This is a genomic window from Clavibacter rahimiani, from assembly GCF_052654495.1.
This window is the reverse complement of the sequence record NZ_CP199790.1, coordinates 117,341-143,236: the sequence shown is the minus strand read 5'-3', so window position 1 is coordinate 143,236 and position 25,896 is coordinate 117,341. Positions and strand designations below refer to the sequence as shown.

Below are 25,896 nucleotides of genomic sequence, written 5' to 3'. Positions count from 1 at the left end.
GCTGCCCGATGACATCGCGTGTCATCACCGTACACACTCATGGCACGCCGTGTCATCACTAGGATCGACGCATGAGCAGATGGCAGCCGGACACGCGCGAGCGCCTCGCCGCCGCCGCGCTCGAGCTGTTCCGCGAGCAGGGCTTCGCCGACACGACCGTGCCCCAGATCACCGCCCGCGCCGGCCTCACGACCCGCACCTTCTTCCGCCACTTCGCCGACAAGCGCGAGGTGCTCTTCGCCGAGGAGGACGAGCTGCCCGCCCTCGTCACGCGCATCATCCGCGAGGCGGCGCCCGAACGGTCGCCGCTGCAGGTCGTCGAGGACGGCTTCCCGGAGGTCGTCGCGTCGCAGTTCGCCGAGGGGCGGGACGCGCTGCTCGCCCGCAAGCGCATCATCGGCGCGGACGCCGGGCTGCAGGAGCGCGAGATGCGCAAGGTCCACGCGATGCAGGAGGCCGTGCGGGCGGGCTTCGTGGAGCGCGGCGTGGATCCGCTCACCGCCGTCCTCGTGGCCCACGCGACCGCCACGGTCTTCGGCGTCTCCATCGGCCGCTGGCTGTCCGAGGGCGGCCCCGAGACCGACCTCGCCGCCGTGCTGCACGACACGCTCGACGCGTTCCGCCGGCTGATGGCGGCGGGCGGCTGATGCGCGTCACCTACGACCCGGCCGCGGACGCCGCGTACGTCGAGCTGGCCGGGCCCATCGGCGACGGGGAGGCGGCCACGACGATCCACTCCATCACGACCCCGGGCGACCGCGGCGAGGTCGCGCTCGACTTCGACGCCGACGGGCGCCTCCTCGGCATCGAGGTGCTGCACGCGAGCGCGGTGCTGCCGGCGGCGGTGCTGGCGGGAGCGGCGCGGCTCGGCTAGCTCCGCAGCACCTTCGCCATCGGCCGGCCGCGGGCGATCTCGTCCACCAGCTTGTCGAGGATCCGGATCTCCTTCATCAGCGGGTCCTCGATCTCCTCGATGCGGACCCCGCAGATCACGCCGCGCACCTCGTCGGCGGACGGGTTCCGGCGCGCGGCGGCGAAGAAGTCCTGGAACGTGGTCTCCGCGTCGAGGTGGTGCTGCAGCTCCGCGGCGTCGAAGCCGGTGAGCCAGCCGATCGCCTCGTCGACCTCCGCCCGCGTGCGGCCCTTCCGCTCCACCTTCGTCACGTAGAGCACGTGGACCGCCGCGAAGGGCGTCGTGTAGATGCGGTGCATGACCGGAGCGTAGGCCGATGGGCATGATGGATCCAGCCCCGGTGTCCGGACCCGACGAGAGGCATGGCATGAGCACGGACGACGAGACGTCCTACGTGATGAGGAACCCCATCGGCGCCGCTCGCCTTCTGGCCGCGATGGAGCGCGCCCGTCGTGGTGAGTTCAGCGCGCACGAGCTGACGGAGCCGACCGAGCCCGACTCCACTCGGGAATGAACGGCGGCCCTGCCACCGTTCCCACTTCATGCAGACGCATCCACCTGGATGCCGTCGCCACGAGCACCGAGGAGCGGGCATGTCCACCAAGATCGGCTTCCTGTCGTTCAACCACTGGCAGGACGTGCGCGGGTCCCGCGTCCGCACCGCCCAGGACTCCCTCCTCCAGTCGATCGACCTGGCGGTGGCAGCCGAGGAGATCGGCATCGACGGCGCGTACTTCCGCGTGCACCACTTCGCCCCGCAGCAGGCGGCGCCGTTCCCGCTGCTGGCCGCCATCGCGAGCCGCACCAGCCGGATCGAGATCGGCACCGGCGTCGTCGACATGCGCTACGAGAACCCCCTCTACATGGCGGAGGAGGCGGCCATGACCGACCTCATCTCCAACCGCCGCGTGCAGCTCGGCATCAGCCGCGGATCGCCCGAGCAGGTCGAGGCCGGCTACGAGTCGTTCGGGTACGTGCCGCGCGACGGCGAGACCGACGCCGACATGGCCCGCCGCCACACCGGCCTCTTCCTCCGCGCGCTCGAGGGCGAGGAGCTCGCCGACGGCGCCCCGCAGCGCGGCATGGTCGCGGGCCGCGTCGCCCTCACCCCGCAGTCGCCGGGCCTCCGCGAGCGGATCTGGTGGGGCGCCGGCACGCGCGCGACCGGCAAGTGGGCGGCCGAGCAGGGCATGAACCTCATGTCGTCGACGCTCCTCTCCGAGGACACCGGCGTTCCGCTCGACGTGCTCCAGGCGGAGCAGATCCAGCAGTTCCGCGACGGCTGGGCCGCCGCCGGGCACGCGTGGGAGCCGCGCGTGAGCGTGAGCCGCAGCATCATCCCCATCGTCGACGACGAGTCGGAGCGCTACTTCGGCATCCGCGCGCAGGTCGAGGGCCAGGACCAGGTCGGCGAGGTCGGTGGCGAGAAGTGGCGCTTCGGCCGCTCCTACATCGGCACGCCCGAGCGCCTCATCGAGGAGCTCGGCGCCGACCAGGCGATCGCCGCGGCGGACACGCTGCTCGTCACGATCCCGAACCAGCTCGGGGTGGACTTCAACCTCCGCTCGCTCGCGGCGATCAAGCAGATCGGCGAGGCGCTGGGGTGGGACCGGGCAGAGGAGTCGGTGGGGGCGTCCGCCTGATCCGTCGCTGACGCGGGCGCCGTCTCCTCCCGGGCACGGTGCCCGCCGTCAGTCGCCGGTCGGCCGCTTGCGCTGCTGCTTCGTGGCGGACCGCTGCGTCTTGGCCGCGAGGCGGCGGCGCTGCGAGCCGCGGGTGGGCCGCGTCGCGCGGCGCTGCGCGGCGTCCGGCGCCAGCGCGTCGGCCACGATCTCGCGGAGCGCGTCGATCGCGGCGACCCGGTTCCGCAGCTGCGACCGCTGCTCGGACACCGTCACCGTGATCGTCCCCGCGACCAGGCGCCGGCCGAGCCGCTCGAGGATCCGCTCCCGTTGCGCCTCGCTGAGCACGAGCGATCCCACGACGTCCCACGTCAGCTGGACACGGCTGTCCGAGGTGTTGACGTGCTGCCCGCCGGGCCCGGACGACCGCGAGAACCGCCACTGCAGCTCGGCCGCGGGGATGGTCAGCGCCGGCGACACCACGAGATCCATGCGGCAAGCGTGGCACGACACCTGCCGGCGTCTGCTCCCTATCGGTGCCGGCGGAGGTTGATGCGCCTGAGGATCACCCAGCCGACGGCCCCCAGGACCAGCATCCCGACGACGACGAAGAGGAACGTGGCCAGCAGCCCCATCTGCAGGAAGGCGGCCGTGGCGGAGGCGATGACGGCCGTCACGGCCACGAGCACCAGGCTCTGACGGGCCGTCGGCTCCCCCGTCATCCGCTGCCGTGCCGCGGAGTCGTGCTCGAAGCTGCGCCTGTCGTCCATGTCCCCACCGTCCCACACGCCGGAGGGATCAGCGACGCGCGTCCGCTTCCACCGGCTCCGGCCGCCGCGCCGTCAGGTACAGCCGGTGCGCCGTGATCACGAGCGCCAGCCACGCGCCGCTGAGGAAGAAGGCCGCGAGCACGTCGGTGAACCAGTGGTGGCCCAGGTACACGCGGGAGATGCCGACGGTCACGGCGAAGACCACCGCCACCGTGATCGAGAGCACGCGGGTCGCGCGGCGGTGCTGGCGGAGGAGGAGCACGTAGGCGAGGATCCCGGCGATCGCGACCGCGTTCAGCGTGTGGCCGCTCGGGAACGACGGCGACGTCTCGTACGGCGGCACCGCGTCGGCGAGGTCGGGGCGGGCGCGGCCGATGATCTCCTTGCCCGCGATGGTGAGCAGCAGGGATCCGGTGCCCGCGGCCGTGACGAGGATGATCGGCGTCCACGACCGGCGCCGGATCGCCAGGAACAGCATCGTGACGACCGCGATGATCGGCATGATCACGACGCCCGCGATGTCCGTGTACGCCGTCGCCGCGACGTCGAGCCCCGGCGACCGGAGCCCGAGCATGAACGTGAGGAGCGGCTTGTCGAGGCCGGCGACCCCGTCGGCGTCGGTGACGCTGTCGTAGACCTGCGCGGCGATCGCGGAGAGTCCCACGGCGAGCGCGAGGCCCACGAGCAGCGTGATGACGAGGGCGGCGTGCGGGCCGAGCACGCGCATGATCCGCTGCACGACGCGGGCGAGGATCCGCCCGACGGGCGTCATCCAGCGCGTGAGGTCGTGGCCGCCGAGGAAGCGGTCGTGCCGGAGCTCGCCCTCCACGCCCTGCTCGGTCGGGTCGAGGGGCCGCAGCCCGCGGGTGTCGCTCATGTGGTTCCTCACGTCCGCGGAACGGATCCGCCCCTCGACGTTACCCAGGTGCGCCGGGAGTCGACCGGCGCGACCGGAACGCGGGCGCCAGCAGCGCGCCCACGAGGAACAGCACGGCGACCGGCCACAGCGCCGGCAGGATCCCGAACCCCTGGGCCAGCAGGCCGATGAGCGGCGGTCCGACGAAGCCGGCCACGTACCCGACGCTCGCGACGAGGGTCACGCGCGCGGTCGGGTCGTCGCCCTCGGCCGCGGCGGACATCCCGAGCGGGAATCCCATCGAGACGCCGACCGACCAGAGGACCACGCCGATCACGAGCGGCACCGTGCCGAGGTCGAGGATGAAGAGGACGACGCCCGCGAGGCCGAGGGCGGAGGTCCAGCGGATCACCGCGGCCCGGCCGAAGCGGTCGACGAGCGGACCGGCCGCCACCCGGACGACCACCTGGGCCGCCGCGTAGATCGCGATCGCGGCGGCGGCGAAGGCCTCGGGGCGGCCCATCGCGTCGCGCACGGCGACGCTGATCCAGCCGTTGGCGGCGCCCTCGCCGAGCTCGGCGCCGAGCATCACCACGCCGATGGCGAGCAGGCGGGCGTCGACGTGCGGTGCCCGTCGGACCCGCGCCTCCCCGCGCCGTCGCCGCGCGCGACGCGTCCCCCGGCTCCCGGCCGGCACCGCGCGCACCAGCACCACCCCGGTGGCCGCGATGACGACGGCCTGCGCGAGGAGCTGCGCCTGCGGAGTGATCCCGAGGGCCGCGCACGCCGCGCCCACGCCCGCCCCGAGCACGGCGCCCGCGGGCCAGGCCGCGTGCATCAGCGGCATGAGGGTGCGGCGCGACAGCCGCTCGATGACCGCGCCGTCGATGTTGAGGAGCACGTCCAGGGCGCCGAGGCCGATCCCCGCGATCGCGAAGCCGACGAGGAGCACCGTCACGCTCCCGACCGCGACGCCGGTGCCCACGATCCCGACGCCCGCGGCCATGGCGAGGGCCGCCGTGGCGAGCGAGCGCCGGGCTCCCCCGCCGCCGAGGAGGAACCGGGAGGCGAGGAGACCCGCGCCGGATCCCGCGGTCGTCGCCAGGAGCACGAACCCAAGCTCGGCGTCGTCGAGCTCGAGGCCCGCGCGGATCGCGGGCAGCCGGGCCGCCCAGCTCGACAGCGTGAAGCCGCCGAGCGCGAAGCCCGCGAGGATCGCGAGGAGCCAGCGTCGCCGCGCGCGCTCGGGGTCGATCCGCTCCATGCTGCCTCCGTTTACAACGTTGTAATCCAAGCCTAGGGGGTGCGGGCGATGACGGAGCAGCCGAGGCGCGGAGCCCTCACGCCGTCGCCCCGCCCGCCCCCAGCACGAACCGCACCAGCCGCGTCACGCTCTCCGCGTGGTCGCTCTTGCGCCCGAGCACGCGCAGCACGATGACACCGAGGATCGCGTGGCCGAGCTCGTCCACCGGGGCGTCGGGCGGCAGCTGGCCCGCGCGGATCCCGGAGGCCAGGCGGTCGGAGAGCCCACGGTCGACGCCGAGGCTGGCGCTCAGGCGGTCGCCGACGGCCGCGTCCTCGGCGGCGGCCGCCACGAGCGAGCGGACGAGCGGGCCGCCGGTCGGGGCGTCGAGCACGGCCAGCACGCCGGTGAGCCAGCGCTCGATGTCGGCGAGGAGGTCGCCCGTGTCCGGCACCGCGAACTCGACGGGGATCAACCGGCCCTCGGTCATGCACTCGGCGATGAGCGCGCCGCGCGACGGCCACCACCGGTAGATCGTCTGCTTGCCGACGCCGGCCTCCTTGGCGACGCCCTCCATCGTGAGGTGGTCGTAGCCGCGGGCGTGGATGAGGCGCACGGTGGCGCCGAGGATCGCCTCGCGGGCCGCCTCGCTGCGGACCCGGCCGGACCGGTGCTCGTTCATCCGCTCAGGGTAGCTCGGGAAACTAGACGAGACGTAGCGTATGGTCAAAGCGTCTGAAGGAGATGACATGGCATCACTGCTGTTCCGGCTCGGTTCGATGGCCGCGCGTCGCGCGTGGCTCGTGATCATCTCCTGGGTGGTGATCCTCGGCATCGGCGTCGGCTCGTTCCTCGCCTTCGCGGGCACGCTCGGCAACAGCTTCGACATCCCGGGCACCGCGTCCGGCGCCGTCACCGACGAGCTCGCCGAGACGCTCCCCGACACCGCGGGCGGCACCGGCACGGTCGTGTACCGCACCGAGGACGGCTCGGCCTTCACCGACGAGCAGAAGGCGGACATCTCCGCCCTCGCGACGAGCGCGGGCGACCTCGCGGGCGTCGCCGGCGTGGTGGATCCCTTCGCCGTCACCCAGCAGCGCGCCGACCAGGCCGCGCAGCTCGAGGGCGGCGACGCGCAGATCACCTCCGGCCGCGCCCAGCTCGACGCCGCGCAGCAGCAGCTCGACGCCGGCAGGGCGCAGCTCGAGGCCGGCCAGCAGCAGCTCACCGCGGCCCGCCAGCAGGCCGAGGCCGCGGGCGCGCAGGCCGCCCAGCTCGCCCCGCTCGACGCGCAGCAGGCCCAGCTCGACGCGCAGACCCAGGCCCTCCAGGAGCAGCAGGCCACCGTCGACTCCTCGCGCGCCCAGCTCGACGCGGGTGCCGAGCAGGCCGAGCTCGGCCGCACGCTCCTCGGCCTCACGGACGGCATCGGCGTCGTGTCCGAGGACGGCTCCACCGCGATCGTCAACGTCTCCTTCACGGATCCGCGCCTCGAGCTCTCCGAGGAGACCAAGCAGGAGGCCATCGCGCACTTCCAGGACTCCCCGGTCGACGGCACCAGCGTCGACTTCGCGACCGACCTCGCGCAGGGCGTCCCCGAGATCTTCGGCATCGGCGAGGTCGTCGGCCTCCTCATCGCCGCCATCGTCCTCATCGTCATGCTCGGCACGGTCATCGCCGCGTCGCTCCCCATCGTCACCGCGGTGGTCGGCGTGGGCGTCGGCGTCACCGCGTCGCTCGCGTTCTCCGGCGTCGTCGACATGGCGTCGGTGACCCCGGTGCTGGGCGTGATGCTGGGCCTCGCGGTCGGCATCGACTACTCGCTCTTCATCGTCAACCGGCACCGCAAGCAGATGCTCGCGGGAACGGGCGTGCGCGAGTCGATCGGGCTCGCCACCGGCACCTCGGGCACGGCGGTCGTGTTCGCGGGCGCCACCGTGATCGTCGCGCTCCTCGCCCTCAACATCACGGGCGTGCCGTTCCTCGCGCTGATGGGCACGGTCGGCGCGGTCTGCGTCGCCGTCGCGGTGCTCGTCGCCATCACGCTGACGCCCGCGGTGCTCGGCCTGGCCGGCGCGCGCGTCCTCCGCAAGCGCGACCGCGCCACGGCGGCCGCCGCCCACCCGGCGCAGACGCAGGACGCCGCGAGGGCGCTGAAGCCGATGTCGAACGCGCGCGCCGTGCTCACGGTGGTGGGCACGATCGTCGCCCTGCTCGTGGTCGCGATCCCCAGCCTCTCGATGCGCCTCGGCCTCCCGGACGGATCCAGCGAGCCCGCCGGATCCACCAGCGAGCGCGCCTTCACCACGGTCGCCGACGAGTTCGGCGAGGGCGCCAACGGCCCGCTGCTCGTGGTCGCCGACGTGCCCGCCGGCCTCGCCGACGACGACCTCCTCGCCACCCAGGTCGACATCGCCCAGGCGCTGCACGACCTCGACGACGTGGTCGCCGTGGCGCCCGTCGCCAACACGGACGACAACACCGTCCTCGCGTTCCAGGTCCTCCCGATGGAGGGCCCGAACAGCCCGTCCACCGAGCAGCTCGTGCAGGACATCCGCGCGCTTCCCGAGCTCGACGGCGGCATCTCGCTCGGCGTCGCCGGCCAGGCCGCCACCAACATCGACATCTCCGAGGCGCTGGCCGCGGTGCTGCCCCTCTACCTGCTCGTGGTGGTGGGCCTGTCGCTGCTGATCCTGATCGTGGTGTTCCGCTCGATCCTCCTGCCGCTGATCGCGACGGGCGGGTTCGTGCTGTCGCTGTTCGCGACCTACGGCCTCATCGTCGCGGTGTTCCAGTTCGGCTGGGGCGCGAGCCTCATCGGGCTGGAGAACAGCGGGCCCATCCTGAGCTTCCTGCCGGTGATCCTCGTCGGGATCCTCTTCGGCCTCGCCATGGACTACCAGCTGTTCCTCGCGAGCGGCATGCGGGAGGCCTACGTGCACGGCGCCGAGGCGCGGCTCGCGGTGGTGCAGGGCCTCCGGGCCGGGCGCGCGGTCGTCACGGCGGCGGCGCTGATCATGGTGTCGGTGTTCGGCGGGTTCATCTTCTCCGAGTCGACCATCATCCGGTCCATCGGCTTCGGCCTGGCGTTCGGCGTGCTGCTCGACGCGTTCGTGGTCCGCATGCTCCTGATGCCCGCGCTCATGCACCTGCTCGGCCGCTCGGCCTGGTGGCTGCCGCGCTGGCTCGACCGGATCCTGCCCGACGTCGACATCGAGGGCGCGGCGCTCGAGCGCAGCCACCCGCACGCGTCCGCGACCGCGCTGCCCGACGGGCTCCCCGCGGACGGCGGCCACGGCGCGCACGCCGCGCCGCCCACCACCTCGACCATCGAGGCGGAGACGGCCGCGCTCCCGCGCGACTGATCCGCGGACGACCGGCCGCCGTCACCCCATGACGAGCACGCCGGCGTGCGGCGCGAGGGCGCTGTCGAGCACCAGCTCGGCGGCGCCCTGCGCGGCGATCTGCTCCCCGACGGCGCTGCCGACCACCTCGAGGCCGGGGCGGGCGACGACCAGCTCGCGCCGCACCGCATCCTCGAGCACAGGCAGGAACGCGGCGCGCAGCCGGTTCCACGCGGGACCGCCGAGCACCACGCGCGGCACGTCGAGGAGGTTCACGAGCACCGCGATCCCGGAGGCGACCCGCCGGGCGGCGCGCGCGAGGAGCTCGCCGGCCACGGGATCCCCGCCGGCGGCGAGCTCCGACAGGCGCGTCAGCGCGTCGTCGAGCGCCAGGTAGTCCGCGAGGTCCGGCAGCGGCATGAGCCCCGCCTGCACCGCCTGGGTCACGAGCGCCTCCGGCACGCAGGCCGCCGCGAGCCCGCCCCGACGGCCGCCCCAGCCGAGGTCCTCCGCGTCCGGGTCGACGAGGATGTCGCCGATCTCCCCGATGTTGTTGCTCACGCCGCGGAGCACCCGCCCCTCGGAGACGATCGCGGCGCCCACCCCGGAGCCGAGGTAGAGGAACAGGAGGTCGCTCGCGGCGGACGCGCGCAGCTCCGCGGTGGCCGCGGCCGTCACGTCCTTGTCGAGCAGCACCGGCAGCCCGGTCGCGTCGTGCAGGGCGGCGCGCAGGCGCACGTGCCGCCATGCGGGGAGCTGCGGCGGCGCGATCATGACGCCGGTGCGGACGTCGAGCGGGCCGGGGACCGCGACGCCCAGCCCGAGCACGCGCGTGCGGTCGATGCCGGACGCCCGGACCATCTCCTCGACGGTCGACGCGATGAGCGCGGTCGTGTCGTCCGGGTGGGGCGACTGCGGGGTGCGGAGCTCGCGGCGGTCGCGGATCCCGCCGGCGATGTCGAGGAGGAGCACCGTGAGGCGGGCCGGGTCGACGTGCACGCCGACCGCGCAGGCGCCGTCCGGATCCACCGACAGCGGGATGCTCGGCCGACCGCGGCTCGTGTCGCCGGGGGCGCTCTCGCGGATCATCCCGGTGTCGATGAGCCGTCGGGTGATGTTCGAGATGGTCTGCGACGCCAGCCCGGACACCCGCTGCAGGTCGGCGCGGCTGCGGCCGGGGTCCCGTCGCACGAGGTCGAGCACGACGGCCTGGTTGTAGTCGGCCAGGCGCGGCAGGTTGCTGCCTCGGGGCATGAGCCCTCCTCGCGTGGACCGGGTGCGCCGGGAGCGGACGTCCCCCGGCGTCCGTCGAAGCTACCGCAGCGCGCGGCGCCCGCCTGGCCGCGGGCCGAGCGCGGACAGGGCCGGCGGGCCGGTGATCCGCGCCCGCCATTGACGCTCCATGACCGCATGTCCTAACATCACACCAGCGCTTTATCCCATCGAAGTGGCAAAGTGGCCGACGGACAGGGCGCGGAGAGAGGCATCGCAATGAAGCGTTCCCGCGTGATCGCGGCCCTCGTCACCGGAACCGTCGCGGTCGGGCTCAGCGCCTGCTCCAGCGACGACGGCGGCGGATCCGGCGAAGACGGCCCCGTGACCATCACGATCATGGAGACCAAGCAGACCAACATCGACGCCATCGGCGCCGAGATCCCCGGCTTCGAGGCCGCGATGGCGGAGCAGGGCAAGGAGATCGAGGTCGAGCTGATCGCCGATCAGCTGACCGACGAGCAGTTCATGACCAAGATGACCCAGCAGCTGATCGCGGGTCAGGCGCCGGACGTGCTGGACATCGGCGAGAACATGGCCATCGCGTGGTCCTCGGCCGGCTACCTCGAGCCCCTCGACGGCTACCTCGAGGAGTGGGACGGCTGGTCGCACTACTACCCCGCCGTCAAGGAGGCCATGACCCGCCAGGACGGCAGCATCTACAGCCTGCCCTCCGGCGCCGGCGTCCTGAACCTCTTCATCCGCCAGGACGTGCTGCAGGAGGTCGGCGTCGACACCTCCCAGCCCGCGACGTGGGACGAGCTGATCGACCGGCTCGTGCAGGTCAAGGAGAAGACCGGCGGCACCCCCATCGTCATCCCGGCCGGCACCGCGTGGGGCGGCGGCACGTGGGGCGAGGGCTTCCAGCCCCTGCTCGGCGGCACCGACACCGGCTACTACGACGCCGAGACCGACACGTGGGACCTCGAGAGCCCCGGGTGGCTCGCCGTCTTCGAGCTGTACGCCGAGCTGGTCGAGAAGGGCCTCATGCCGGTGGAGGACCTGCAGAACCCGAACCCCTGGGAGCCCACCAAGTACGAGAAGTTCCCCGCGGGCGAGATCCAGGTCGCCGCGCAGGGCACGTGGGGCTGGAAGTTCGACTGGGGGCCCGAGGGCGCGACCCCGATCGAGGGCCTCGACGAGAAGGTCACGACCTGGCAGTTCCCGGGCCTGCGCTCCGGCGACGAGCCCTACGGCTGGAGCAGCACCGGCGGCGGCTACGCGATCTCCGAGCAGTCGGAGAACAAGGAGGCGGCGATGGAGTTCGTCAAGTACCTCTCCAGCGGCGAGCCCCTCGCCCAGCAGCTGACGGCCTCGGGGGCGGCCTCCGCTCGCGACGACCTCGACGACGTCGCGCCCTACTCCGGTGAGCCGCGCCTGCTGGAGGCCGGCGAGGACCTCGCCGACAGCATCTACGTGGTGACGGGCGACGGTGCCGACCAGATCGGCCAGGCGGTGGCGACCGCGACGGAGATGATCCTCAGCGGCGAGGCCGACGGCCAGCAGGCGTACGACGCGTTCGTGAAGGACGCGACGGACCTCCTCGGCCCGAACCTGGTGAAGGAGTGACGTCGGTCGTCGACGCCGCGATCCCGGTGCAGGCGGCCGTCCGGCCGCCTGCACCGGCGCGGAGGCGCAGGCGGTCGAACCTGCCGCTCGTGCTGCTCCTGCTCGGACCCTCGGCGCTGCTCATCACCGTCTTCATCGTCCTGCCCGCGGTCTACAGCGTGTGGCTGAGCCTCACCAACACCCAGCTCACCGGCTTCGCGGCCCGGGACCCGAAGTTCATCGGCCTCGACAACTACGCCTACCTGCTGACGAACGCCGACTTCCTCGGGTCGCTGGGGCAGACCGGCACGTTCCTGCTCTTCTCGGCCATCATCGGCCAGACGGTGCTCGGCATGGTCGCCGCGATCCTCCTCAGCCGACCGTGGATCCGCGGCAAGGGCTTCTTCGGCGCGGCCGTGCTCACGCCGATGGTGGTCCCCGAGGTCGTCGCCTCGCTCACCTGGGCGAGCGTCCTCGCGACCAGCCCGGAGGGCACGCTCAACCGGCTGACCCAGGTGTTCGGCCAGGAGCCGACCGCCTGGCTCCAGACGGCGCCGATGCTCGCGATCATCCTGGTCAACATCTGGCGCGGGGTGGCCTTCGCGATGATCATGTTCCAGGCCGCGCTCGAGGACGTGCCGGTCGAGCTCATCGAGGCGGCCCGCATGGACGGCGCCCGCGCCGTGCAGATCTTCCGCCACGTCACGCTGCCGCTGATCCGCGGCCCGGTGTTCCTCTACCTGCTGCTCACGACCATCAGCACCGTCGGCGTGTTCGGGCTCGTGTACTTCCTCACGCGCGGAGGGCCCGGCGGGCAGACGCGCCTGGCCGCGATCTACATCTACGAGCGCGCGCTGCAGTTCTCCCAGATCGGGATCGGCAGCGCCGCGTCCATCATCCTGCTCGTCATCGTCCTGGTGCTCGGCGCGGTCTACATCCGCCTGGCGAAGGTGGAGGTGTGACATGACCGCATCCACGGACCGCGTGCCCGCGACCCTGCCCGGCCGGCGACGACGCCGACCGCTCTCACCCCTCGCCCTCACCCAGCGGGGCGTCGGCTACGTGCTCATCGTCCTGCTCGGGCTGTTCTGCCTCGTCCCGTTCGCCTGGGTCGCGTTCAGCGCGATCGACGCGGACGCCGGCGCGACCGTGCAGCTCCCCTCCTTCTCCCTCGACAACTTCGCGCGGTTCTTCGCCGCGGCCGGCACGCCCCGGCTGCTGCTGAACAGCTTCGTGATCGCCATCGCGTCCACGGCGCTCAACCTCGCGCTGGGGATCGCCGGCGGGTACGCGCTCTCGCGGTTCACCTTCCCCGGCCGCCGGTTCTTCATGTTCGGGATCCTGCTCATCCGCGTGATCCCGGCGCCGGCGACCATCGTGGCGCTGTACCTGATCATGGTGAACCTGGGCCTGGCCAACACGCTGCACGGCCTGATCCTCGTGCAGGCCGTCAGCGGCCTCCCGGTCACCCTCTGGCTCATGAAGGGCACGGTCGACGCCGTCCCGATCGAGCTCGAGGAGGCCGCCTGGACCGACGGCAACACGCGGCTCCAGGGCGCGCGCCGGATCGTGCTGCCGCTCATCGGGCCCGGCCTCGGCGCCGCCGCGATGCTCATGTTCATGGGCTCGTGGGGCGACTTCCTCACCCCGCTCGTGCTGCTGCAGGACCAGGAGCTCTACCCGCTCGCCATCGGCCTCTTCCGTGCGTTCAGCGAGCGGAACGTGGTCGACTGGGGACTGCTGGCCGCGAGCGCGGTCGTCTACGTGCTGCCGCCCGCCGTGCTGTACGTGGTCGCGCGCAAGCACCTCCTCAAGTCCAGCCTGGGCGGAGCGCTGAAGGGATGACCACCATGACCGACATCCGAGAGCACCCGGCCCCCGGGTCCGCCGCGGACGACGCGCGCCTGCCCGTCGTGGTGGTGGGCGCCGGCGCCATGGGCGGCGCGTGGATCCGCATGCTCGCCGACTCCCCGCACGCCGCGCCCGTCGGCGTGGTCGACCTCGACGTGCCGCTCGCGGAGGCCGCCGTGCGCGCGGCCGGCCTCGAGGGCGTCGCCGTCGGGGCGTCCGTGGCGGAGGTCGCCGCGCGCGCCGGCGCCCGGGCCGTGGTGAACGTGACCGTGCCGCAGGCGCACCGCGTCGTGAACGAGCAGGCGCTCCGCGCGGGACTCCCCGTGCTGTGCGAGAAGCCGCTCGCGCCCACCGTGGCCGAGGCGCTCCGCCAGGTCGCGCTCGCCGACATCACGGGCGGGCTCCTGATGGTCAGCCAGTCGCGCCGGTACTTCAACCACCTCGCGGCGTTCCGCGAGGCGGTCGCGCAGGTCGGGCCGCTCGCGGTCGTGCACGCGCAGTTCCTGCACGAGGACCACGAGCCGGGCTTCCGCGAGCAGATGGCGCATCCGCTCCTCGTCGACATGTCCATCCACCACTTCGACCAGCTGCGGTACGCGACGGGCGAGGAGCCCGTGGCCGTGCGGTGCAGCTCCTGGAACCCGCCGTGGAGCTGGTTCGCGGGGGACGCGGCTGCGACCGCCGACTTCGAGCTCGCCTCCGGCGCCCGCTTCGCCTACGTCGGCAGCCGCTGCACGCCGGGGATGCCCACGTCGTGGAACGCGGACTGGCGCGCGTACGGCGAGCGCGGCGCGGCCTCGTGGGACGGCGACGACGTCGTCCGCGTGGACGTGCCCGACGCGCGCTTCCGCGTGCCCGAGCGCGCCGAGGGCATCGAGGCGTCGCTGGCGGAGTTCGTCGGATCCCTGCGCACGGGCACGACCCCGCAGAACGAGGTGCGGCACAACGTGCTCAGCCTCGCGATGGTCGAGGGCGCGATCCGCAGCAGCGAGCGGGGCGGCGAGCGCGTCGTCATCGCCGACCTGCTGGAGGACGCCCTCGCGCAGGCGATCGCCGACGAGCGGAGCCCCGACGTCGCCGACCGGCTGCGCTCGTGGACGAGCGCGGCCGACGGCATCCGCACCCCGGCCTGGGGATCCGCCCCGGCCGCCCACGCCCCCGGAGGGACCCCATGACCGACACCACCACCCCGATCCGCGTCGTCGTGTGGGGCGAGAACCGGCACGAGAAGGTCAACCCGGTCGTCGCCGGCATCTACCCCGACGGCATGCACAGCACCATCGCCGACGGGATCCGCGGCCTCCTCGGGGCCGACGCGGACGTCACGACGCGGGTCCTCGACGACCCCGAGCACGGCATGACCGAGGAGCTCCTCGCGCGCACCGACGTGCTGCTCTGGTGGGGCCACACCGCCCACGAGGAGGTGTCGGACGAGGTCGTGGACCGGATCCAGAAGCACGTGCTCGAGGGGATGGGCATCATCGTGCTGCACTCCGGGCACCACTCCAAGATCTTCCGCCGGCTGATGGGCACCACCTGCAGCCTGCGCTGGCGGAACGACGGCGACAGCGAGCTCGTGTGGACGGTGGCGCCGCGGCACCCCATCACCGAGGGCGTGTCGCAGCCGATCCAGATCCCCGGGCAGGAGATGTACGGGGAGTTCTTCGACATCCCCGACCCCGACGAGCTGGTCTTCATCAGCAGCTTCTCCGGCGGCGAGGTGTTCCGCAGCGGGATCACGTACCGGCGCGGCTACGGGCGCGTCTTCTACTTCAGCCCCGGCGACGAGGTCTACCCCGTCTACCACCACCCGGACGTGCAGCGCGTGATCGCCAACGGCGTGCGCTGGGCGCGGCCGGAGCGGGCGCGGGAGTCGTACCTCATCACCCCGATGTACCTCCCAGGCCGCTTCGACCAGCCCGTGCTGGGCTCGCCCGGCGCGCTCGTCGACTACCGCACGGGGGAGCCGGTCGAGGGCTGATCCCGACCGGCCCACCCGCTCGACCCCGCTCGACCGACCGACTGACCGACCGACCCGAACCAGGAGACCGCCGACCGTGACCGACCGCACCGCCCCGATCCCCAAGCCCGAGCACCCGCGCCCGCACCTCACGCGGCCCGACTGGCTGAACCTCAACGGCCCGTGGCAGTTCGAACGCGACCGCGGCGACTCCGGCCTCGAGCGCGGGCTCGTCGCGCGGGAGCTGGCCGAGGAGATCCTCGTGCCGTTCGCGCCGGAGTCCATGGCGTCGGGCATCGGCGACGTCGACTTCCTCACGGCCGTCTGGTACCGCCGCACCGTGCGGATCCCCGCCGGCTGGAGCGGCCGCCGGGTCCTGCTGCACTTCGGCGCGGTCGACCACGACGCCACCGTGTGGGTGGACGGCGCGGAGGTCGCCCGGCACCGCGGCGGCTTCACCCCGTTCACCGCCGACCTCGGCGTGCGGGCCGACGAGGAGGAGCTGACCATCGTGGTCCGCGCCCGCGACACCCGCGACGAGCCGCAGGCCCGCGGCAAGCAGGCCACCTGGTACGCGAACACCGAGTGCTTCTACACGCGCACCACCGGCATCTGGCAGACGGTGTGGCTGGAGCCGGTGCCGGACGCGCACATCCGCTCCGTGCACGTCGAGCCGCAGCTCGGCGACGCGTCCTTCACGGTGACCCCCGAGCTGTCGCACCGCACGGCGGGCCTCCGGTTCGAGGCCGTCCTCTCCGACGCGGCCGGCGAGATCACACGCGCGTCCGTCCCCGCGGGCGACCTCGGCGCGCGCGTCGTGCTGCGCATCCCCGAGGACCGGCTGCGCCCGTGGTCGCCGGCGGATCCGCACCTGTACGGCATCGCGCTCCGCCTCGTCGAGGGCGCGGGCACCGGCGCCGACGCGCGCGTCGTCGACGAGGTCGCGACCTACGGCGGCCTCCGCTCCATCGCGATCGACGGACAGGATCTGCTCCTCAACGGCCGCCGCGTCTTCCAGCGGCTCGTGCTCGACCAGGGCTACTGGCCGGACACCCTCATGACCTCGCCCGACGACGCCGCGCTCGTCCGCGACATCGAGCTGTCGATGGCCGCGGGCTTCACCGGCGCGCGCCTCCACCAGAAGGTGTTCGAGGAGCGCTTCCTGTTCCACGCGGACCGCCTCGGCTACCTCGTCTGGGGCGAGTTCGGCGACTGGGGCGCGGGCTCCAAGGACGCGCACCTGCCGACGGCCTCCTTCATCACGCAGTGGATCGAGGCGGTGGAGCGCGACCGCTCCCACCCGTCGATCGTCGGCTGGTGCCCGCTCAACGAGACGTACCAGGCGATCCACGACCGCATCACGCAGCTCGACGACGTGACCGCCGGCATGTACCGGGCGACCAAGGCCGCGGATCCGAGCCGGCCCGTCCTCGACGCCTCCGGCTACGCCCACCGCGTCCGCGCCGCCGACGTCTACGACTCCCACTCCTACGAGCAGGACCCGGACGCGTTCCGCGTCGAGCAGGCGGGGCTCGCGGATGGGCGGCCCTTCACCAACGACCTCGACGGCCGCGCGATCTCCCTGCCGTACGCGGGTCAGCCGTTCTTCGTCTCGGAGTACGGCGGCATCTGGTGGAACCCGGAGGAGGCCGACGCGTCCGCATCCGCCGGCGACGCCGACCCCGAGCGCGCGGTCTCCTGGGGCTACGGCGAGCGCGTCGCGAGCGTCGAGGAGTGGCACGCGCGCTTCCGCGGCCTCACCGAGGTGCTGCTGGAGGATCCGCGCATGTTCGGCTACTGCTTCACGCAGCTCACCGACACGTTCCAGGAGCAGAACGGCATCTACGACTTCCACCGCCGGCCGAAGTTCGACATCGCCCGCATCCGCGCGGTGCAGGAGCAGCGGGCGGCGTACGAGATGCGCGACGGCGACCCTTCCCGGTAGCGTCCGCATGCCCCCCGTTCCGTACGTTCGGACCACGGGGACGGCTTCTCATGCCGACGCGCGGCCTCACCCGCGCCTCGGTCGCATCACCTCCCGGCGAGCGACCCGCCGATCCCGCCCACGCTGAAGTGATTGTGGAACCGACCGGCCAATGATGCTGATAGAGCACTCCCGAACCCTGGGCTGGAAATTTCAGCCCACGAGGCGCAACCGGGGGCCGTCGTGTCAGCAATCGGATCTAGGCGATCCGACCGGCAGCTCGCTCGAGAGCGATCGTGAACTCCTCACGCTTGTTCGGCTGCTTGAAAGAGAGGTTCGATGGATGCCACGTTCGAATCACGGCGGGCCCGCCCTCGATATGCGGCTCAATGTAGGACGTCCACCCCTGTTGGGCCTTGAGACCGCAGAGGATCACGACGCGGAGATCAGGAAGAAGCTGCATCAAGCTCCGTAGCTCGATCGCTCCTTGCGCAAGCTCCGTCGGCCCCGGATGCACCGACGCCTTGCCGAGCACCCAAGGGCAGATATTCCACGAGAGCGTGTGCTCGTCCAGGCCCGCGCTGTTCCGTGCCGTCCAGTTGTTCTGTGCCGTCGGGTCATCGTTGTCCGTGCTGATGAACCCGGAGCCGCCCCACTCCACCACGATCTTCGGACCCGGCGCCTCGAAGACCATGAGTGCGCGCGTTGCGATGCCGCCGCCGACCTCGGCTGGATCGAAGTCCGGGATCACGATGTCGGGTCGCTTCGTCCGTCGCCGAGCGAGCACATCCTCTTTCCACTCCCGGAGCGGCTGCACGCCCTCAGCTGCCGTGAGCATGTGGCGGCGCTCAGCGAGTCGAGTCTCGTCTTTCAGCCCTCGGGGCGCGTCCATGTACTTCTACGGAGCGTGTCGGCCCGCGCCGAGACGGCATTTGGGAGGTTCAGGGCCCCTCTGTAATGCCGATTGATGGTCACATCACCCTGTGGGCCGTTAGACGGCGACGGCCGGGAAGACGACGAGCGACCCGTCACGGCTTCGCTCGATGTCAATGGCGACGTCAGCCTGAGAGGTGCCGCGGTTGAGGTCGTCACCCAGGCTGCGGAGCCGGTATGCGGACCTAAGGAGATTGTCCACTTCAGCTGGCGTGAAGACCGCGTGGCGCAATCCGGTTCGACGCTTCAACTCGAGGGTCGACAGCTGGGAGAGGATCGAGACGAGCCCGGCTTCGAGGTCGTTGAGGCGCCGCTCGTCTTCCTGCAAAGCACCGAGGAAGTTGGTGAACGGATTGCTTCCGACATCCATCTGAGCATGCTCGACGGCCTGGAGGATGAGCACCCGACGCCTGAGAGCGATCGTCAAACGCGCGAGCTCCAGGTGCGCTCGAAAGAGGCCGCCGTCCCCGTTGATTCCCGGGAACGCCTTCGTAGTGGCCGCGAGATTTACCGGCCCATCCGGGAATTCCGCCAGGGAGGCCTGCCACTTCGAAAGTCGCCGACGGCTCATCTCCAACGACTTGCTGATCGCATGGACAGCGCTGTCCAAACCCAGAGCGGGACCGATGCGGCCCTGGTCGAGCAGAATCGCCGCCGCCTTGTCAATGGCGTCGCGGCACCCGTCGAGCTCACTCCGTTCCTTGTCCAAGTTGTCCTCGTGCAGCTGATCCAGCAGGTCGGTGATCCGCTCGATGGCGACCTGGCGCTCATGCTCTGCGTAGGCGCTGACTCCGACAGCTACGGCCATGAGCACGAGCGGCGCCGCGACGGTGATCACACCGGCGGCAGCGACTGCGCCGCCGGCTGCTCCGGCGGCACCGACCGCACCTCCCGCGCCAGCCGCTGTTGCGCCGGCGCCGGCAGTTGCCGCCTTGCCTGCAACAGGTACGAACGTCGCACTGGCAACGATCCCAGCCTTATCGAGCAGACCGCCGTGGATCCCTCCGGCCACCGCTTTCGATGCCATGGGCTTCACGAGCCCCGTGCCGACCTGCACAGCGACCTTGGCGGGGACGACCATCTGATACAAGACCTCGCCGGATGCCGCCGCGTCCAACGCTGGCACAGCCGCTTTGGCCGTCGAGGCGGACTTGGCCGTGTCCGACACGAGCTGAGACAGCTGCTTCGCGAGCGGACTCGCTGCCTGGAGCCGGATGCCCTGGTGCGGATCACGCGGAATCGATACCGGCCGGACCTCCAGCGTCGTGATCGGACTAGCCGCGAGCGTGGCCAAAGCCGTCCGCACCTCACCGAGGCGAGCGGGAGTGAGGTTACCTCCGCCGAATACGTGGGGCAGGCTCACCGGCTCGGTGGCCAGAGTCCACACCGGAACCAGCGCGCTGTTGTCGAAAGTCATGGGTGGCCTGTTCCTCGTCCGCGACGCACCGTCAACGCTGTCCACGCCGCGCCATCAGCCATCGTGACACGGCAAGCCCTCGGGTTGACGCCACCCACGTGTCTTGGTGCTGCTGAGCGATCAGTCTGCTGACACTTGGCTGCAGCACATGCCGAGCCCGCCGTCGTCTTGTCGAAGCGAGCCTGCTCGCACCAGGGCGTCCGGATCTTTGATGGCAGCGCGGCGCGGACAGACAGCGGCGGCAGCTGCGGATACTGTGAGGAGTGTGATCACTGGAGAGCTCAAGAGCAAGATCGATCGAGTGTGGGACGCGTTCTGGTCCGGTGGCATATCGAACCCCCTCGAGGTGATCGAGCAGATCACCTACCTGCTCTTCGTTCGGCGGCTCGATGACCTGCAGACGCTCGCCGAGCGGAAAGCCCGCGTCACGGGCGGGGAGGTCGAGCGCCCCGTATACCTGCCGCGGCAGAAGCATCTGAGGTGGAGCCGATTCAAGAACGACGATCCCGAAGTCATGTGGGCTTCCATGGGCAACGAGGTGTTCCCGTTCCTGCGCACCCTCGGCGGCGACGAATCGACGTACGGCGAGCACATGCGCGATGCCCGCTTCACGATTCCGACCCCGGCTTTGCTGTCGAGGGTGGTCGACATGCTCGACGACATTCCCATGGCCGAGCGCGACACCAACGGCGATTTGTACGAATACCTGCTGTCAAAGATCGCTTCCGCGGGGGTGAACGGGCAGTTCCGCACGCCCCGGCACATCATCGGCCTGATGGTTGCCATGACGGCACCTCAGCCGGAGGACGAGATCTGCGATCCCGCGTGCGGTACGGCCGGGTTCCTCGTCGCCGCGTCGGAGTACGTGCGGCGCGAGCACCCCAGTGTGCTGACGAACACGGCGCAGCGCTCGCACTTTCACACGAGCATGTTCCACGGGTTCGACTTCGACTCGACCATGCTGCGCATCGGCAGCATGAATATGCTGTTGCACGGCATCGAATCGCCAGACATCCGCTACCGCGACTCGCTCTCCGAGGGCGTGAGCGATGACGTGGAGCGGTACTCACTGATTTTGGCGAACCCGCCCTTCGCCGGCTCGCTCGACTACGAGTCGACCTCGAAAGACCTGCAGCGGGTCGTGAAGACGAAGAAGACCGAGCTGCTCTTCATGGCCCTGTTCCTGAAACTGCTGAAGCCCGGCGGCCGGGCGGCCGTGATCGTGCCCGACGGTGTGCTATTCGGATCGTCGACCGCGCATAAGGCATTGCGGCGAATGCTCGTGGAGGACCAGAAGCTCGATGCGGTCGTCAAGCTCCCCTCTGGCGTCTTCCGCCCGTACGCGGGCGTGTCGACCGCGATCCTGTTCTTCACGAAGACAGACTCCGGCGGTACCGACGACGTCTGGTTCTACGAGGTGCACGCCGACGGCTTCTCCCTCGACGACAAGCGCAACCCCATCGAGGCGAACGACCTGCCGGACGTGCTTACCCGCTGGGCAGACCGCCGCACGGGCGAACGCGACCGGGCTCGGACCGAGCAGTCGTTCACCGTGCCTAAGACAGACATTGCCGCCCAGGGCTACGACCTCTCCCTAAACCGTTACAAGGAGATCGTCCACGACGAGGTCGAACATCGCGCACCATTCGACATCATCGCCGACATCGAGGCCCTCGAAGCTGAGATTGCCGACGGGCTTGCCGAGCTAAAGGCGATGCTCGCGTGACTAAGGTCCCTCTCGGCGACATAGCCGATATCGTTTCCGGCGCCACACCCAAATCAAACGTGGATGAATACTGGGGTGGTAATGTCCAGTGGGTTACGCCTGCTGACCTGAGTCGGTTGACGGGCGCACATATATCAACCACCCCTCGGACCTTAACCGAATTGGGATTGCAAAGTTGCTCTGCTATGGTCCTCCCGCCGGGATCCGTTTTGCTAAGCTCTCGTGCGCCCATTGGGCATGTTGCCATCAACGACGCACCGATGGCAACGAATCAAGGTTTCAAGAGCCTAATCCCTCGGCAAGATAGAGTCGATGCAAAGTATCTTTACCACTGGTTACGAGCAAACAAGGCGCTCCTTCAAAGTCTCGGCAACGGCGCAACTTTCAAGGAAATATCGAAAGCAGTAGTCGCGCGGATTGAGATTCCGCTGCCGCCGCTCGAGGAGCAAAAGCGGATTGCTGCGATCCTCGACAGCGCCGACGCGCTGGGCGCCAAGCGCCGCCAGGTGCTCGCGTACTTCAACGTGCTTGAGGACGCCGTGTTCAATGAGTTGTCACTCAGCGCAACAAGTCGACAATCCATCGGAAGCCTCCTGTCCTTCAAAAGCGGTAGTTTTCTTCCTGCAAAGGCGCAGGAGCCCGGAGACGTTCCGGTCTACGGTGGCAACGGAGTCACTGGTTATCACTCGAGATCTCTTTTTGAGTCTTCGAAGGTGGTGGTCGGTCGCGTGGGCGCGTATTGCGGTGCGGTGCACACGACGGCACCTCGATCGTGGATCACAGATAATGCGCTGTACGTCAGTGAAGTGCATGCTGACTTGGCAATGGAGTACTTGGCTGCAGCCTTGCGGGCAGCTAACCTCAATCAGTATGCAAGTCAATCCGGGCAGCCTCTGATCTCTGCTGGGCGCATCTCCGCAGTGGAAATTCCAGTGCCGACCGCTGTGCAGCAGGATGCATTCGTCAACAAAACACGAGCGATTCTGCGAGCCCGGGGCCGCGCGCGAAACATGGTCTCCGCGGAGACCGAGATGTTCGCGTCGATGCAAGCCCGCGCGTTCCGAGGCGAGCTGTGACCGCGAACTTCGAGTTCGTGCGCATCGCGTGGCCGGACGTATTCGAGGACGCGTCCCGCGCGGAGTCCTACCTCTCGACCGACCCACGGTCAGCCTGCTTTTACAGCCGCCGTGCAGTGGAGCAACTTGTCGGGCACCTGTATGACGTGCTCGATCTGCCTGTCCCGTACCAGGACGACCTCGCCGCGCGTATCAACGACGCCAGCTTCGCGCGAGTCGCGGGAGTAGGGATCGGGCAAAAGCTGAACCTGATCCGAAAGCTCGGCAACCGGGCAGTACATGCGCATCAGCCGGTGCGAGCTGACATCGCGCTAGCGGCGCTGCGGGAGTTGTACCACGTCCTAGTGTGGGCGGTGTTCCGGCACTCGGCGCACCCCGCAGGCGTGCCGACGGCCGCCCAGTTCGACCCGCAGCTCGCGGCCCGCGCCGCGCCGCTGACCCGGGAGGACGTCCAGCGGCTCGCGGCGAGGTTTGCCGCGCAGGACGAGGCGCACGCGAAGGCCCTTGCGGAGCGTGACGGCCTGGCGGCCGCGCAGGCGGCAGAAATCGAGCGGCTGAGGGCGCAGGTGGCCGCAGCGCAGGATTCAAACCACGCGCCTGATGACCACGACTACTCCGAGGCCGAGACCCGCGACCTATTCATCGATGTGCTGCTGGCCGAGGTTGGCTGGCCGCTCACCGAGACGCGCGATCGCGAGTTCGAGGTCGCCGGCATGCCGAATGGGCCGGGAGTCGGATTCGTCGACTACGTGCTCTGGGGAAGCGACGGGCTGCCGCTCGCCGTCGTCGAGGCCAAGCGCACGACGACGAGCGCGCAGGTCGGTCAGCAGCAGGCCAAGCTCTACGCCGACTGCCTCGAGGCGACCTTCGGCCGGCGTCCCGTGGTGTTCTTCACGAACGGCTACGAGCACTGGGTGTGGGACGACGCTGCCGGATACCCTCCGCGGCAGATCGCGGGCTTCTTCACCCGCAGCGAGCTCGAGCTGATGATCCAGCGCCGCACGACACGCGTCCCGCTGGCCGAGGCCGCGGTGAGCACGGGAATCGCGGGCCGCCACTACCAGGTGCAGGCGATCCGCGCCGTGGGAGATGCGTTCGACCGTCACCAGCGGCAGGCGCTGCTGGTCATGGCGACGGGGTCGGGCAAGACCCGCACGGTCATCGCGCTGGCCGACCAGCTGATGAAGGCGAACTGGGCCAAGCGCATCCTGTTCCTCGCCGACCGCACGGCACTGGTGAAGCAGGCGGCCAACGCCTTCACAGAGCACCTGCCCGGTGCCGCGACCGTGAACCTCGTCACCGAGCGAACCGCCGAGGGGCGCGTCTACGTGTCGACGTACCCGACGATGATGAACCTGATCGGCCAGGTCACCGAGGGCGAGGGCACGCCGACGCGGCGGTTCGGTCCCGGGTTCTTCGACCTGATCGTGATCGACGAGGCGCACCGGTCGATCTACCAGAAGTACGGCGCCATCTTCGACTGGTTCGACGCGCTGCTCGTCGGACTGACGGCGACCCCGAAGGACGAGGTCGACCACAACACCTACCGGCGCTTCCACCTCGAGGACGGCGTGCCGACGGACGCGTACGGGCTCGACGAAGCGGTCGCGGAGGGCTTCCTGGTGCCGCCGCGCGGGGTGTCGGTGGGCACCCGGTTCCTGCGGCAGGGCATCCGGTACGACGAGCTCAGCGCGGAGGAGAAGGACGCCTGGGATGCGCTGGACTGGGGCGACGGAGACACGCCCACCACGGTCGAGGCCGACGAGCTGAACCGCTTCCTCTTCAACGAGGACACCGTCGACAAGGCGCTCGCCACCCTCATGACGAGCGGGTACAAGGTCGCGGGCGGTGACCGCCTCGGCAAGACGATCGTGTTCGCGAAGAACCAGGCGCACGCCGAGTTCATCCAGCGCCGCTTCGATGAGCAGTACCCCGAGCACGCGGGGCACTTCGCGCGCGTGATCACGCACAGCACCCCGTACGCGCAGAACCTCATCGACGAGTTCTCCATCGCCGACCACGCACCGCACATCGCGATCTCCGTCGACATGCTTGACACCGGGATCGACGTGCCCGAGATCGTGAATCTGGTCTTCTTCAAGCCGGTGCGGTCGAAGTCGAAGTTCTGGCAGATGATCGGACGCGGCACGCGCCTGCGCCCCGACCTGTTCGGCGACGGCCAACCGAAGAAGGACTTCCTGGTCTTCGACTTCTCCGGCAACCTCGAGTTCTTCAGCCAAGACCTGCCGGGCAGTGAGGGATCTTTCCAGAAGTCGCTCACCCAGCGGCTATTCGAGGCCCGGCTCGGGCTGATCACGGCCCTCGACCGAGCGCAGCTGGATCAGGAGCTGCGGGCGTCCACGGCCGACACCCTGCACCGGATCGTCGCGGGCATGAACCTCGACAACTTCCTCGTGCGCCCCGAACGGCGATGGGTCGAGCGGTTCGCCGACCCCGCGGCATGGGATGCGCTGACGCCCGAGGACGCGGCGGAAGCCCTCACGCACCTGGCGGGCCTGCCGTCCAGCGTCACGGACGACGACGTGGACGCCAAGCGCTTCGACCTGCTCGTCCTGCGGCGACAGCTCGCCCAGCTCGACGGCGACCTCGTGGCCGCAGAGCGCGTCCGGCAGCAGGTGCAAGCCATCGCCACCGCGCTGCTGGGGAAGTCGGCCATCCCCTCGGTCGCGGAACGGCTCGTGCTGCTCGAGGAGGTCGCCAGCGACGACTGGTGGGTCGACGTGACCGTCGACATGCTCGAGATCGCGCGGCTGCGCATCCGCGCGCTGGTGAAGTTCGTACCGAGCGTCACCCGACCTCGCGTCTACACCGACTTCATCGACGAGCTGAGCGAGGCCACCGAGATCGTGCTGGGGCAGACCACGCCGGGAACCGACCCCGGCCGCTTCCGGGCGAAGGCGACCGCGTACCTGCGACAGCACGAGGACCACCTCGCTTTGCAGCGCCTGCGCCGGAACCGGCAGCTGACGCCCGACGACCTGACCGCCCTCGAGTCGATGCTGCTCGCCAGCGGTGCGGGCTCGAAGGCCGACATCGAGCTGGCCGCCGAGCAGGCCCGCGGGCTCGGGCCTTTCATCCGATCCCTCGTCGGCCTAGACCGGGACGCCGTGCTGGAGTCGTTCACCCGGTTCCTCGACGGGTCGCGGTTCTCCGTGGAGCAGATCCGCTTCATCCACCTGATCGCCGACGAGCTCACCGCCAACGGCCTGATGGACGCCGCTCGCCTCTACGAGTCGCCGTACACGGACCGTGCTCCGAGCGGCGTGGACTACCTCTTCGACGAGTCCGACGTGGATGCCATAGTGAAGATCTTGGACGACGTCAAAGCTCACGCGCGGCCCGCAAGCGTGGCCTGACGTCGCCCGAGAACAACCAGAGAGGTACAGCGCAGGCGCCCCGGGGCGTCGCGTCGGCCGTCCG

The 25,896-nt window shown here is 70.5% G+C and carries 23 protein-coding genes; 14 read left to right on the top strand and 9 right to left on the bottom strand.

The features are described 5' to 3' along the window. Positions 1-71: 71 nt before the first annotated feature. Together ACT7CP_RS00675 and ACT7CP_RS00670 are read left to right on the top strand one after the other, a co-directional pair. The gene (locus ACT7CP_RS00675; protein ID WP_445442955.1) at positions 72-647 is read left to right on the top strand and encodes a TetR/AcrR family transcriptional regulator; all 576 of its coding nucleotides are present in this window, start codon (positions 72-74) and stop codon (positions 645-647) included. Continuing rightward, positions 647-874, top strand: coding sequence for a DUF2283 domain-containing protein (locus tag ACT7CP_RS00670; protein WP_445442954.1), 228 nt, complete (start codon positions 647-649; stop codon positions 872-874). The genes ACT7CP_RS00675 and ACT7CP_RS00670 overlap by 1 nt, the downstream gene beginning before the upstream one ends. On the opposite strand, the gene ACT7CP_RS00665 is transcribed toward ACT7CP_RS00670, so the two are convergent. Next, complete coding sequence (locus ACT7CP_RS00665; protein ID WP_445442953.1) at positions 871-1,212, bottom strand: DUF2200 domain-containing protein; 342 nt, start codon at positions 1,210-1,212, stop codon at positions 871-873. The genes ACT7CP_RS00670 and ACT7CP_RS00665 overlap by 4 nt on opposite strands. A gap of 68 nt (positions 1,213-1,280) precedes the next feature. Here ACT7CP_RS00665 and ACT7CP_RS00660 point away from each other — a divergent pair, with 68 nt between their 5' ends. Both ACT7CP_RS00660 and ACT7CP_RS00655 read left to right on the top strand, forming a co-directional pair. Continuing rightward, complete coding sequence (locus ACT7CP_RS00660; RefSeq protein WP_445442952.1) at positions 1,281-1,427, top strand: hypothetical protein; 147 nt, start codon at positions 1,281-1,283, stop codon at positions 1,425-1,427. A gap of 79 nt (positions 1,428-1,506) precedes the next feature. Next, complete coding sequence (locus ACT7CP_RS00655) at positions 1,507-2,556, top strand: LLM class flavin-dependent oxidoreductase (RefSeq protein ID WP_445442951.1); 1,050 nt, start codon at positions 1,507-1,509, stop codon at positions 2,554-2,556. A gap of 48 nt (positions 2,557-2,604) precedes the next feature. Here ACT7CP_RS00655 and arfB read toward each other — a convergent pair whose 3' ends face one another. The 5 genes from arfB to ACT7CP_RS00630 form a co-directional block, all read right to left on the bottom strand. Then, complete coding sequence (gene arfB, locus ACT7CP_RS00650; RefSeq protein ID WP_414759057.1) at positions 2,605-3,027, bottom strand: alternative ribosome rescue aminoacyl-tRNA hydrolase ArfB; 423 nt, start codon at positions 3,025-3,027, stop codon at positions 2,605-2,607. A 38-nt stretch (positions 3,028-3,065) separates the two neighbouring features. Next, a complete protein-coding gene (locus ACT7CP_RS00645) occupies positions 3,066-3,305 on the bottom strand; it encodes a hypothetical protein (protein ID WP_413961960.1) in 240 nt (79 codons plus the stop codon). A gap of 28 nt (positions 3,306-3,333) precedes the next feature. Then, positions 3,334-4,182 (bottom strand): phosphatase PAP2 family protein, encoded by an 849-nt coding sequence (locus ACT7CP_RS00640; protein ID WP_445442950.1) that lies wholly within the window; start codon positions 4,180-4,182, stop codon positions 3,334-3,336. A gap of 40 nt (positions 4,183-4,222) precedes the next feature. Beyond that, on the bottom strand, positions 4,223-5,425 hold the full coding sequence (locus tag ACT7CP_RS00635; RefSeq protein ID WP_445442949.1) for an MFS transporter: 1,203 nt from the start codon (positions 5,423-5,425) through the stop codon (positions 4,223-4,225). Positions 5,426-5,501: 76 nt separating this feature from the next. Beyond that, entirely contained in the window at positions 5,502-6,086 is a 585-nt protein-coding gene (locus ACT7CP_RS00630) for a TetR/AcrR family transcriptional regulator (protein ID WP_445442948.1), read from the bottom strand. A 67-nt stretch (positions 6,087-6,153) separates the two neighbouring features. Between ACT7CP_RS00630 and ACT7CP_RS00625 the strand changes: the two genes are divergently transcribed. Next, positions 6,154-8,769: an MMPL family transporter gene (locus ACT7CP_RS00625; RefSeq protein WP_445442947.1), complete on the top strand. Its 2,616-nt coding sequence runs from the start codon at positions 6,154-6,156 to the stop codon at positions 8,767-8,769. A gap of 21 nt (positions 8,770-8,790) precedes the next feature. Here the strand turns inward: ACT7CP_RS00625 and ACT7CP_RS00620 are convergent, their stop codons facing one another. Continuing rightward, complete coding sequence (locus ACT7CP_RS00620) at positions 8,791-10,002, bottom strand: ROK family transcriptional regulator (protein WP_445442946.1); 1,212 nt, start codon at positions 10,000-10,002, stop codon at positions 8,791-8,793. Positions 10,003-10,239: 237 nt separating this feature from the next. On the opposite strand from ACT7CP_RS00620, the gene ACT7CP_RS00615 reads away from it, so the two are divergent. The 6 genes from ACT7CP_RS00615 to ACT7CP_RS00590 all read left to right on the top strand — a co-directional run bounded on the left by ACT7CP_RS00615 (position 10,240) and on the right by ACT7CP_RS00590 (position 17,324). Next, entirely contained in the window at positions 10,240-11,589 is a 1,350-nt protein-coding gene (locus ACT7CP_RS00615) for an ABC transporter substrate-binding protein (RefSeq protein WP_445442945.1), read from the top strand. After that, entirely contained in the window at positions 11,586-12,530 is a 945-nt protein-coding gene (locus ACT7CP_RS00610) for a carbohydrate ABC transporter permease (protein ID WP_413961952.1), read from the top strand. The genes ACT7CP_RS00615 and ACT7CP_RS00610 overlap by 4 nt, the downstream gene beginning before the upstream one ends. 1 nt (position 12,531) lies before the next feature. After that, on the top strand, positions 12,532-13,413 hold the full coding sequence (locus ACT7CP_RS00605; RefSeq protein ID WP_445442944.1) for a carbohydrate ABC transporter permease: 882 nt from the start codon (positions 12,532-12,534) through the stop codon (positions 13,411-13,413). Between the two features lie 5 nt (positions 13,414-13,418). Beyond that, positions 13,419-14,594, top strand: a complete 1,176-nt coding sequence (locus ACT7CP_RS00600; protein ID WP_445442943.1) for a Gfo/Idh/MocA family protein — start codon at positions 13,419-13,421, stop codon at positions 14,592-14,594. Further along, the gene (locus tag ACT7CP_RS00595) at positions 14,591-15,400 is read left to right on the top strand and encodes a ThuA domain-containing protein (RefSeq protein ID WP_413961949.1); all 810 of its coding nucleotides are present in this window, start codon (positions 14,591-14,593) and stop codon (positions 15,398-15,400) included. The genes ACT7CP_RS00600 and ACT7CP_RS00595 overlap by 4 nt, the downstream gene beginning before the upstream one ends. A 76-nt stretch (positions 15,401-15,476) precedes the next feature. Further along, complete coding sequence (locus tag ACT7CP_RS00590) at positions 15,477-17,324, top strand: glycoside hydrolase family 2 protein (RefSeq protein ID WP_445442942.1); 1,848 nt, start codon at positions 15,477-15,479, stop codon at positions 17,322-17,324. Between the two features lie 238 nt (positions 17,325-17,562). On the opposite strand, the gene ACT7CP_RS00585 is transcribed toward ACT7CP_RS00590, so the two are convergent. Together ACT7CP_RS00585 and ACT7CP_RS00580 are read right to left on the bottom strand one after the other, a co-directional pair. Further along, on the bottom strand, positions 17,563-18,195 hold the full coding sequence (locus ACT7CP_RS00585; RefSeq protein WP_445442941.1) for a uracil-DNA glycosylase: 633 nt from the start codon (positions 18,193-18,195) through the stop codon (positions 17,563-17,565). A 99-nt stretch (positions 18,196-18,294) separates the two neighbouring features. Continuing rightward, the gene (locus ACT7CP_RS00580; RefSeq protein ID WP_445442940.1) at positions 18,295-19,653 is read right to left on the bottom strand and encodes a hypothetical protein; all 1,359 of its coding nucleotides are present in this window, start codon (positions 19,651-19,653) and stop codon (positions 18,295-18,297) included. Positions 19,654-19,918: 265 nt separating this feature from the next. On the opposite strand from ACT7CP_RS00580, the gene ACT7CP_RS00575 reads away from it, so the two are divergent. From ACT7CP_RS00575 to ACT7CP_RS00565, 3 genes are read left to right on the top strand one after another with little or no spacing between them, the layout of a single operon-like run. Continuing rightward, positions 19,919-21,379 (top strand): type I restriction-modification system subunit M, encoded by a 1,461-nt coding sequence (locus tag ACT7CP_RS00575; RefSeq protein WP_445442939.1) that lies wholly within the window; start codon positions 19,919-19,921, stop codon positions 21,377-21,379. After that, a complete protein-coding gene (locus ACT7CP_RS00570) occupies positions 21,376-22,455 on the top strand; it encodes a restriction endonuclease subunit S (RefSeq protein ID WP_445442938.1) in 1,080 nt (359 codons plus the stop codon). The genes ACT7CP_RS00575 and ACT7CP_RS00570 overlap by 4 nt, the downstream gene beginning before the upstream one ends. Continuing rightward, entirely contained in the window at positions 22,452-25,832 is a 3,381-nt protein-coding gene (locus tag ACT7CP_RS00565; RefSeq protein WP_445442937.1) for a DEAD/DEAH box helicase family protein, read from the top strand. The genes ACT7CP_RS00570 and ACT7CP_RS00565 overlap by 4 nt, the downstream gene beginning before the upstream one ends. Positions 25,833-25,896 lie beyond the last annotated feature (64 nt).

What these genes read in the sequence shown, in the direction of transcription:
- ACT7CP_RS00675 (WP_445442955.1), top strand. Translation starts at nt 72, where the DNA reads ATGAGCAGATGGCAGCCGGACACGCGCGAGCGCCTCGCCGCCGCCGCG.
- ACT7CP_RS00670 (WP_445442954.1), top strand. Translation starts at nt 647, where the DNA reads ATGCGCGTCACCTACGACCCGGCCGCGGACGCCGCGTACGTCGAGCTG.
- ACT7CP_RS00665 (WP_445442953.1), bottom strand. Translation starts at nt 1,212, where the DNA reads ATGCACCGCATCTACACGACGCCCTTCGCGGCGGTCCACGTGCTCTAC.
- ACT7CP_RS00660 (WP_445442952.1), top strand. Translation starts at nt 1,281, where the DNA reads ATGAGCACGGACGACGAGACGTCCTACGTGATGAGGAACCCCATCGGC.
- ACT7CP_RS00655 (WP_445442951.1), top strand. Translation starts at nt 1,507, where the DNA reads ATGTCCACCAAGATCGGCTTCCTGTCGTTCAACCACTGGCAGGACGTG.
- arfB (WP_414759057.1), bottom strand. Translation starts at nt 3,027, where the DNA reads ATGGATCTCGTGGTGTCGCCGGCGCTGACCATCCCCGCGGCCGAGCTG.
- ACT7CP_RS00645 (WP_413961960.1), bottom strand. Translation starts at nt 3,305, where the DNA reads ATGGACGACAGGCGCAGCTTCGAGCACGACTCCGCGGCACGGCAGCGG.
- ACT7CP_RS00640 (WP_445442950.1), bottom strand. Translation starts at nt 4,182, where the DNA reads ATGAGCGACACCCGCGGGCTGCGGCCCCTCGACCCGACCGAGCAGGGC.
- ACT7CP_RS00635 (WP_445442949.1), bottom strand. Translation starts at nt 5,425, where the DNA reads ATGGAGCGGATCGACCCCGAGCGCGCGCGGCGACGCTGGCTCCTCGCG.
- ACT7CP_RS00630 (WP_445442948.1), bottom strand. Translation starts at nt 6,086, where the DNA reads ATGAACGAGCACCGGTCCGGCCGGGTCCGCAGCGAGGCGGCCCGCGAG.
- ACT7CP_RS00625 (WP_445442947.1), top strand. Translation starts at nt 6,154, where the DNA reads ATGGCATCACTGCTGTTCCGGCTCGGTTCGATGGCCGCGCGTCGCGCG.
- ACT7CP_RS00620 (WP_445442946.1), bottom strand. Translation starts at nt 10,002, where the DNA reads ATGCCCCGAGGCAGCAACCTGCCGCGCCTGGCCGACTACAACCAGGCC.
- ACT7CP_RS00615 (WP_445442945.1), top strand. Translation starts at nt 10,240, where the DNA reads ATGAAGCGTTCCCGCGTGATCGCGGCCCTCGTCACCGGAACCGTCGCG.
- ACT7CP_RS00605 (WP_445442944.1), top strand. Translation starts at nt 12,532, where the DNA reads ATGACCGCATCCACGGACCGCGTGCCCGCGACCCTGCCCGGCCGGCGA.
- ACT7CP_RS00600 (WP_445442943.1), top strand. Translation starts at nt 13,419, where the DNA reads ATGACCGACATCCGAGAGCACCCGGCCCCCGGGTCCGCCGCGGACGAC.
- ACT7CP_RS00595 (WP_413961949.1), top strand. Translation starts at nt 14,591, where the DNA reads ATGACCGACACCACCACCCCGATCCGCGTCGTCGTGTGGGGCGAGAAC.
- ACT7CP_RS00585 (WP_445442941.1), bottom strand. Translation starts at nt 18,195, where the DNA reads ATGGACGCGCCCCGAGGGCTGAAAGACGAGACTCGACTCGCTGAGCGC.
- ACT7CP_RS00580 (WP_445442940.1), bottom strand. Translation starts at nt 19,653, where the DNA reads ATGACTTTCGACAACAGCGCGCTGGTTCCGGTGTGGACTCTGGCCACC.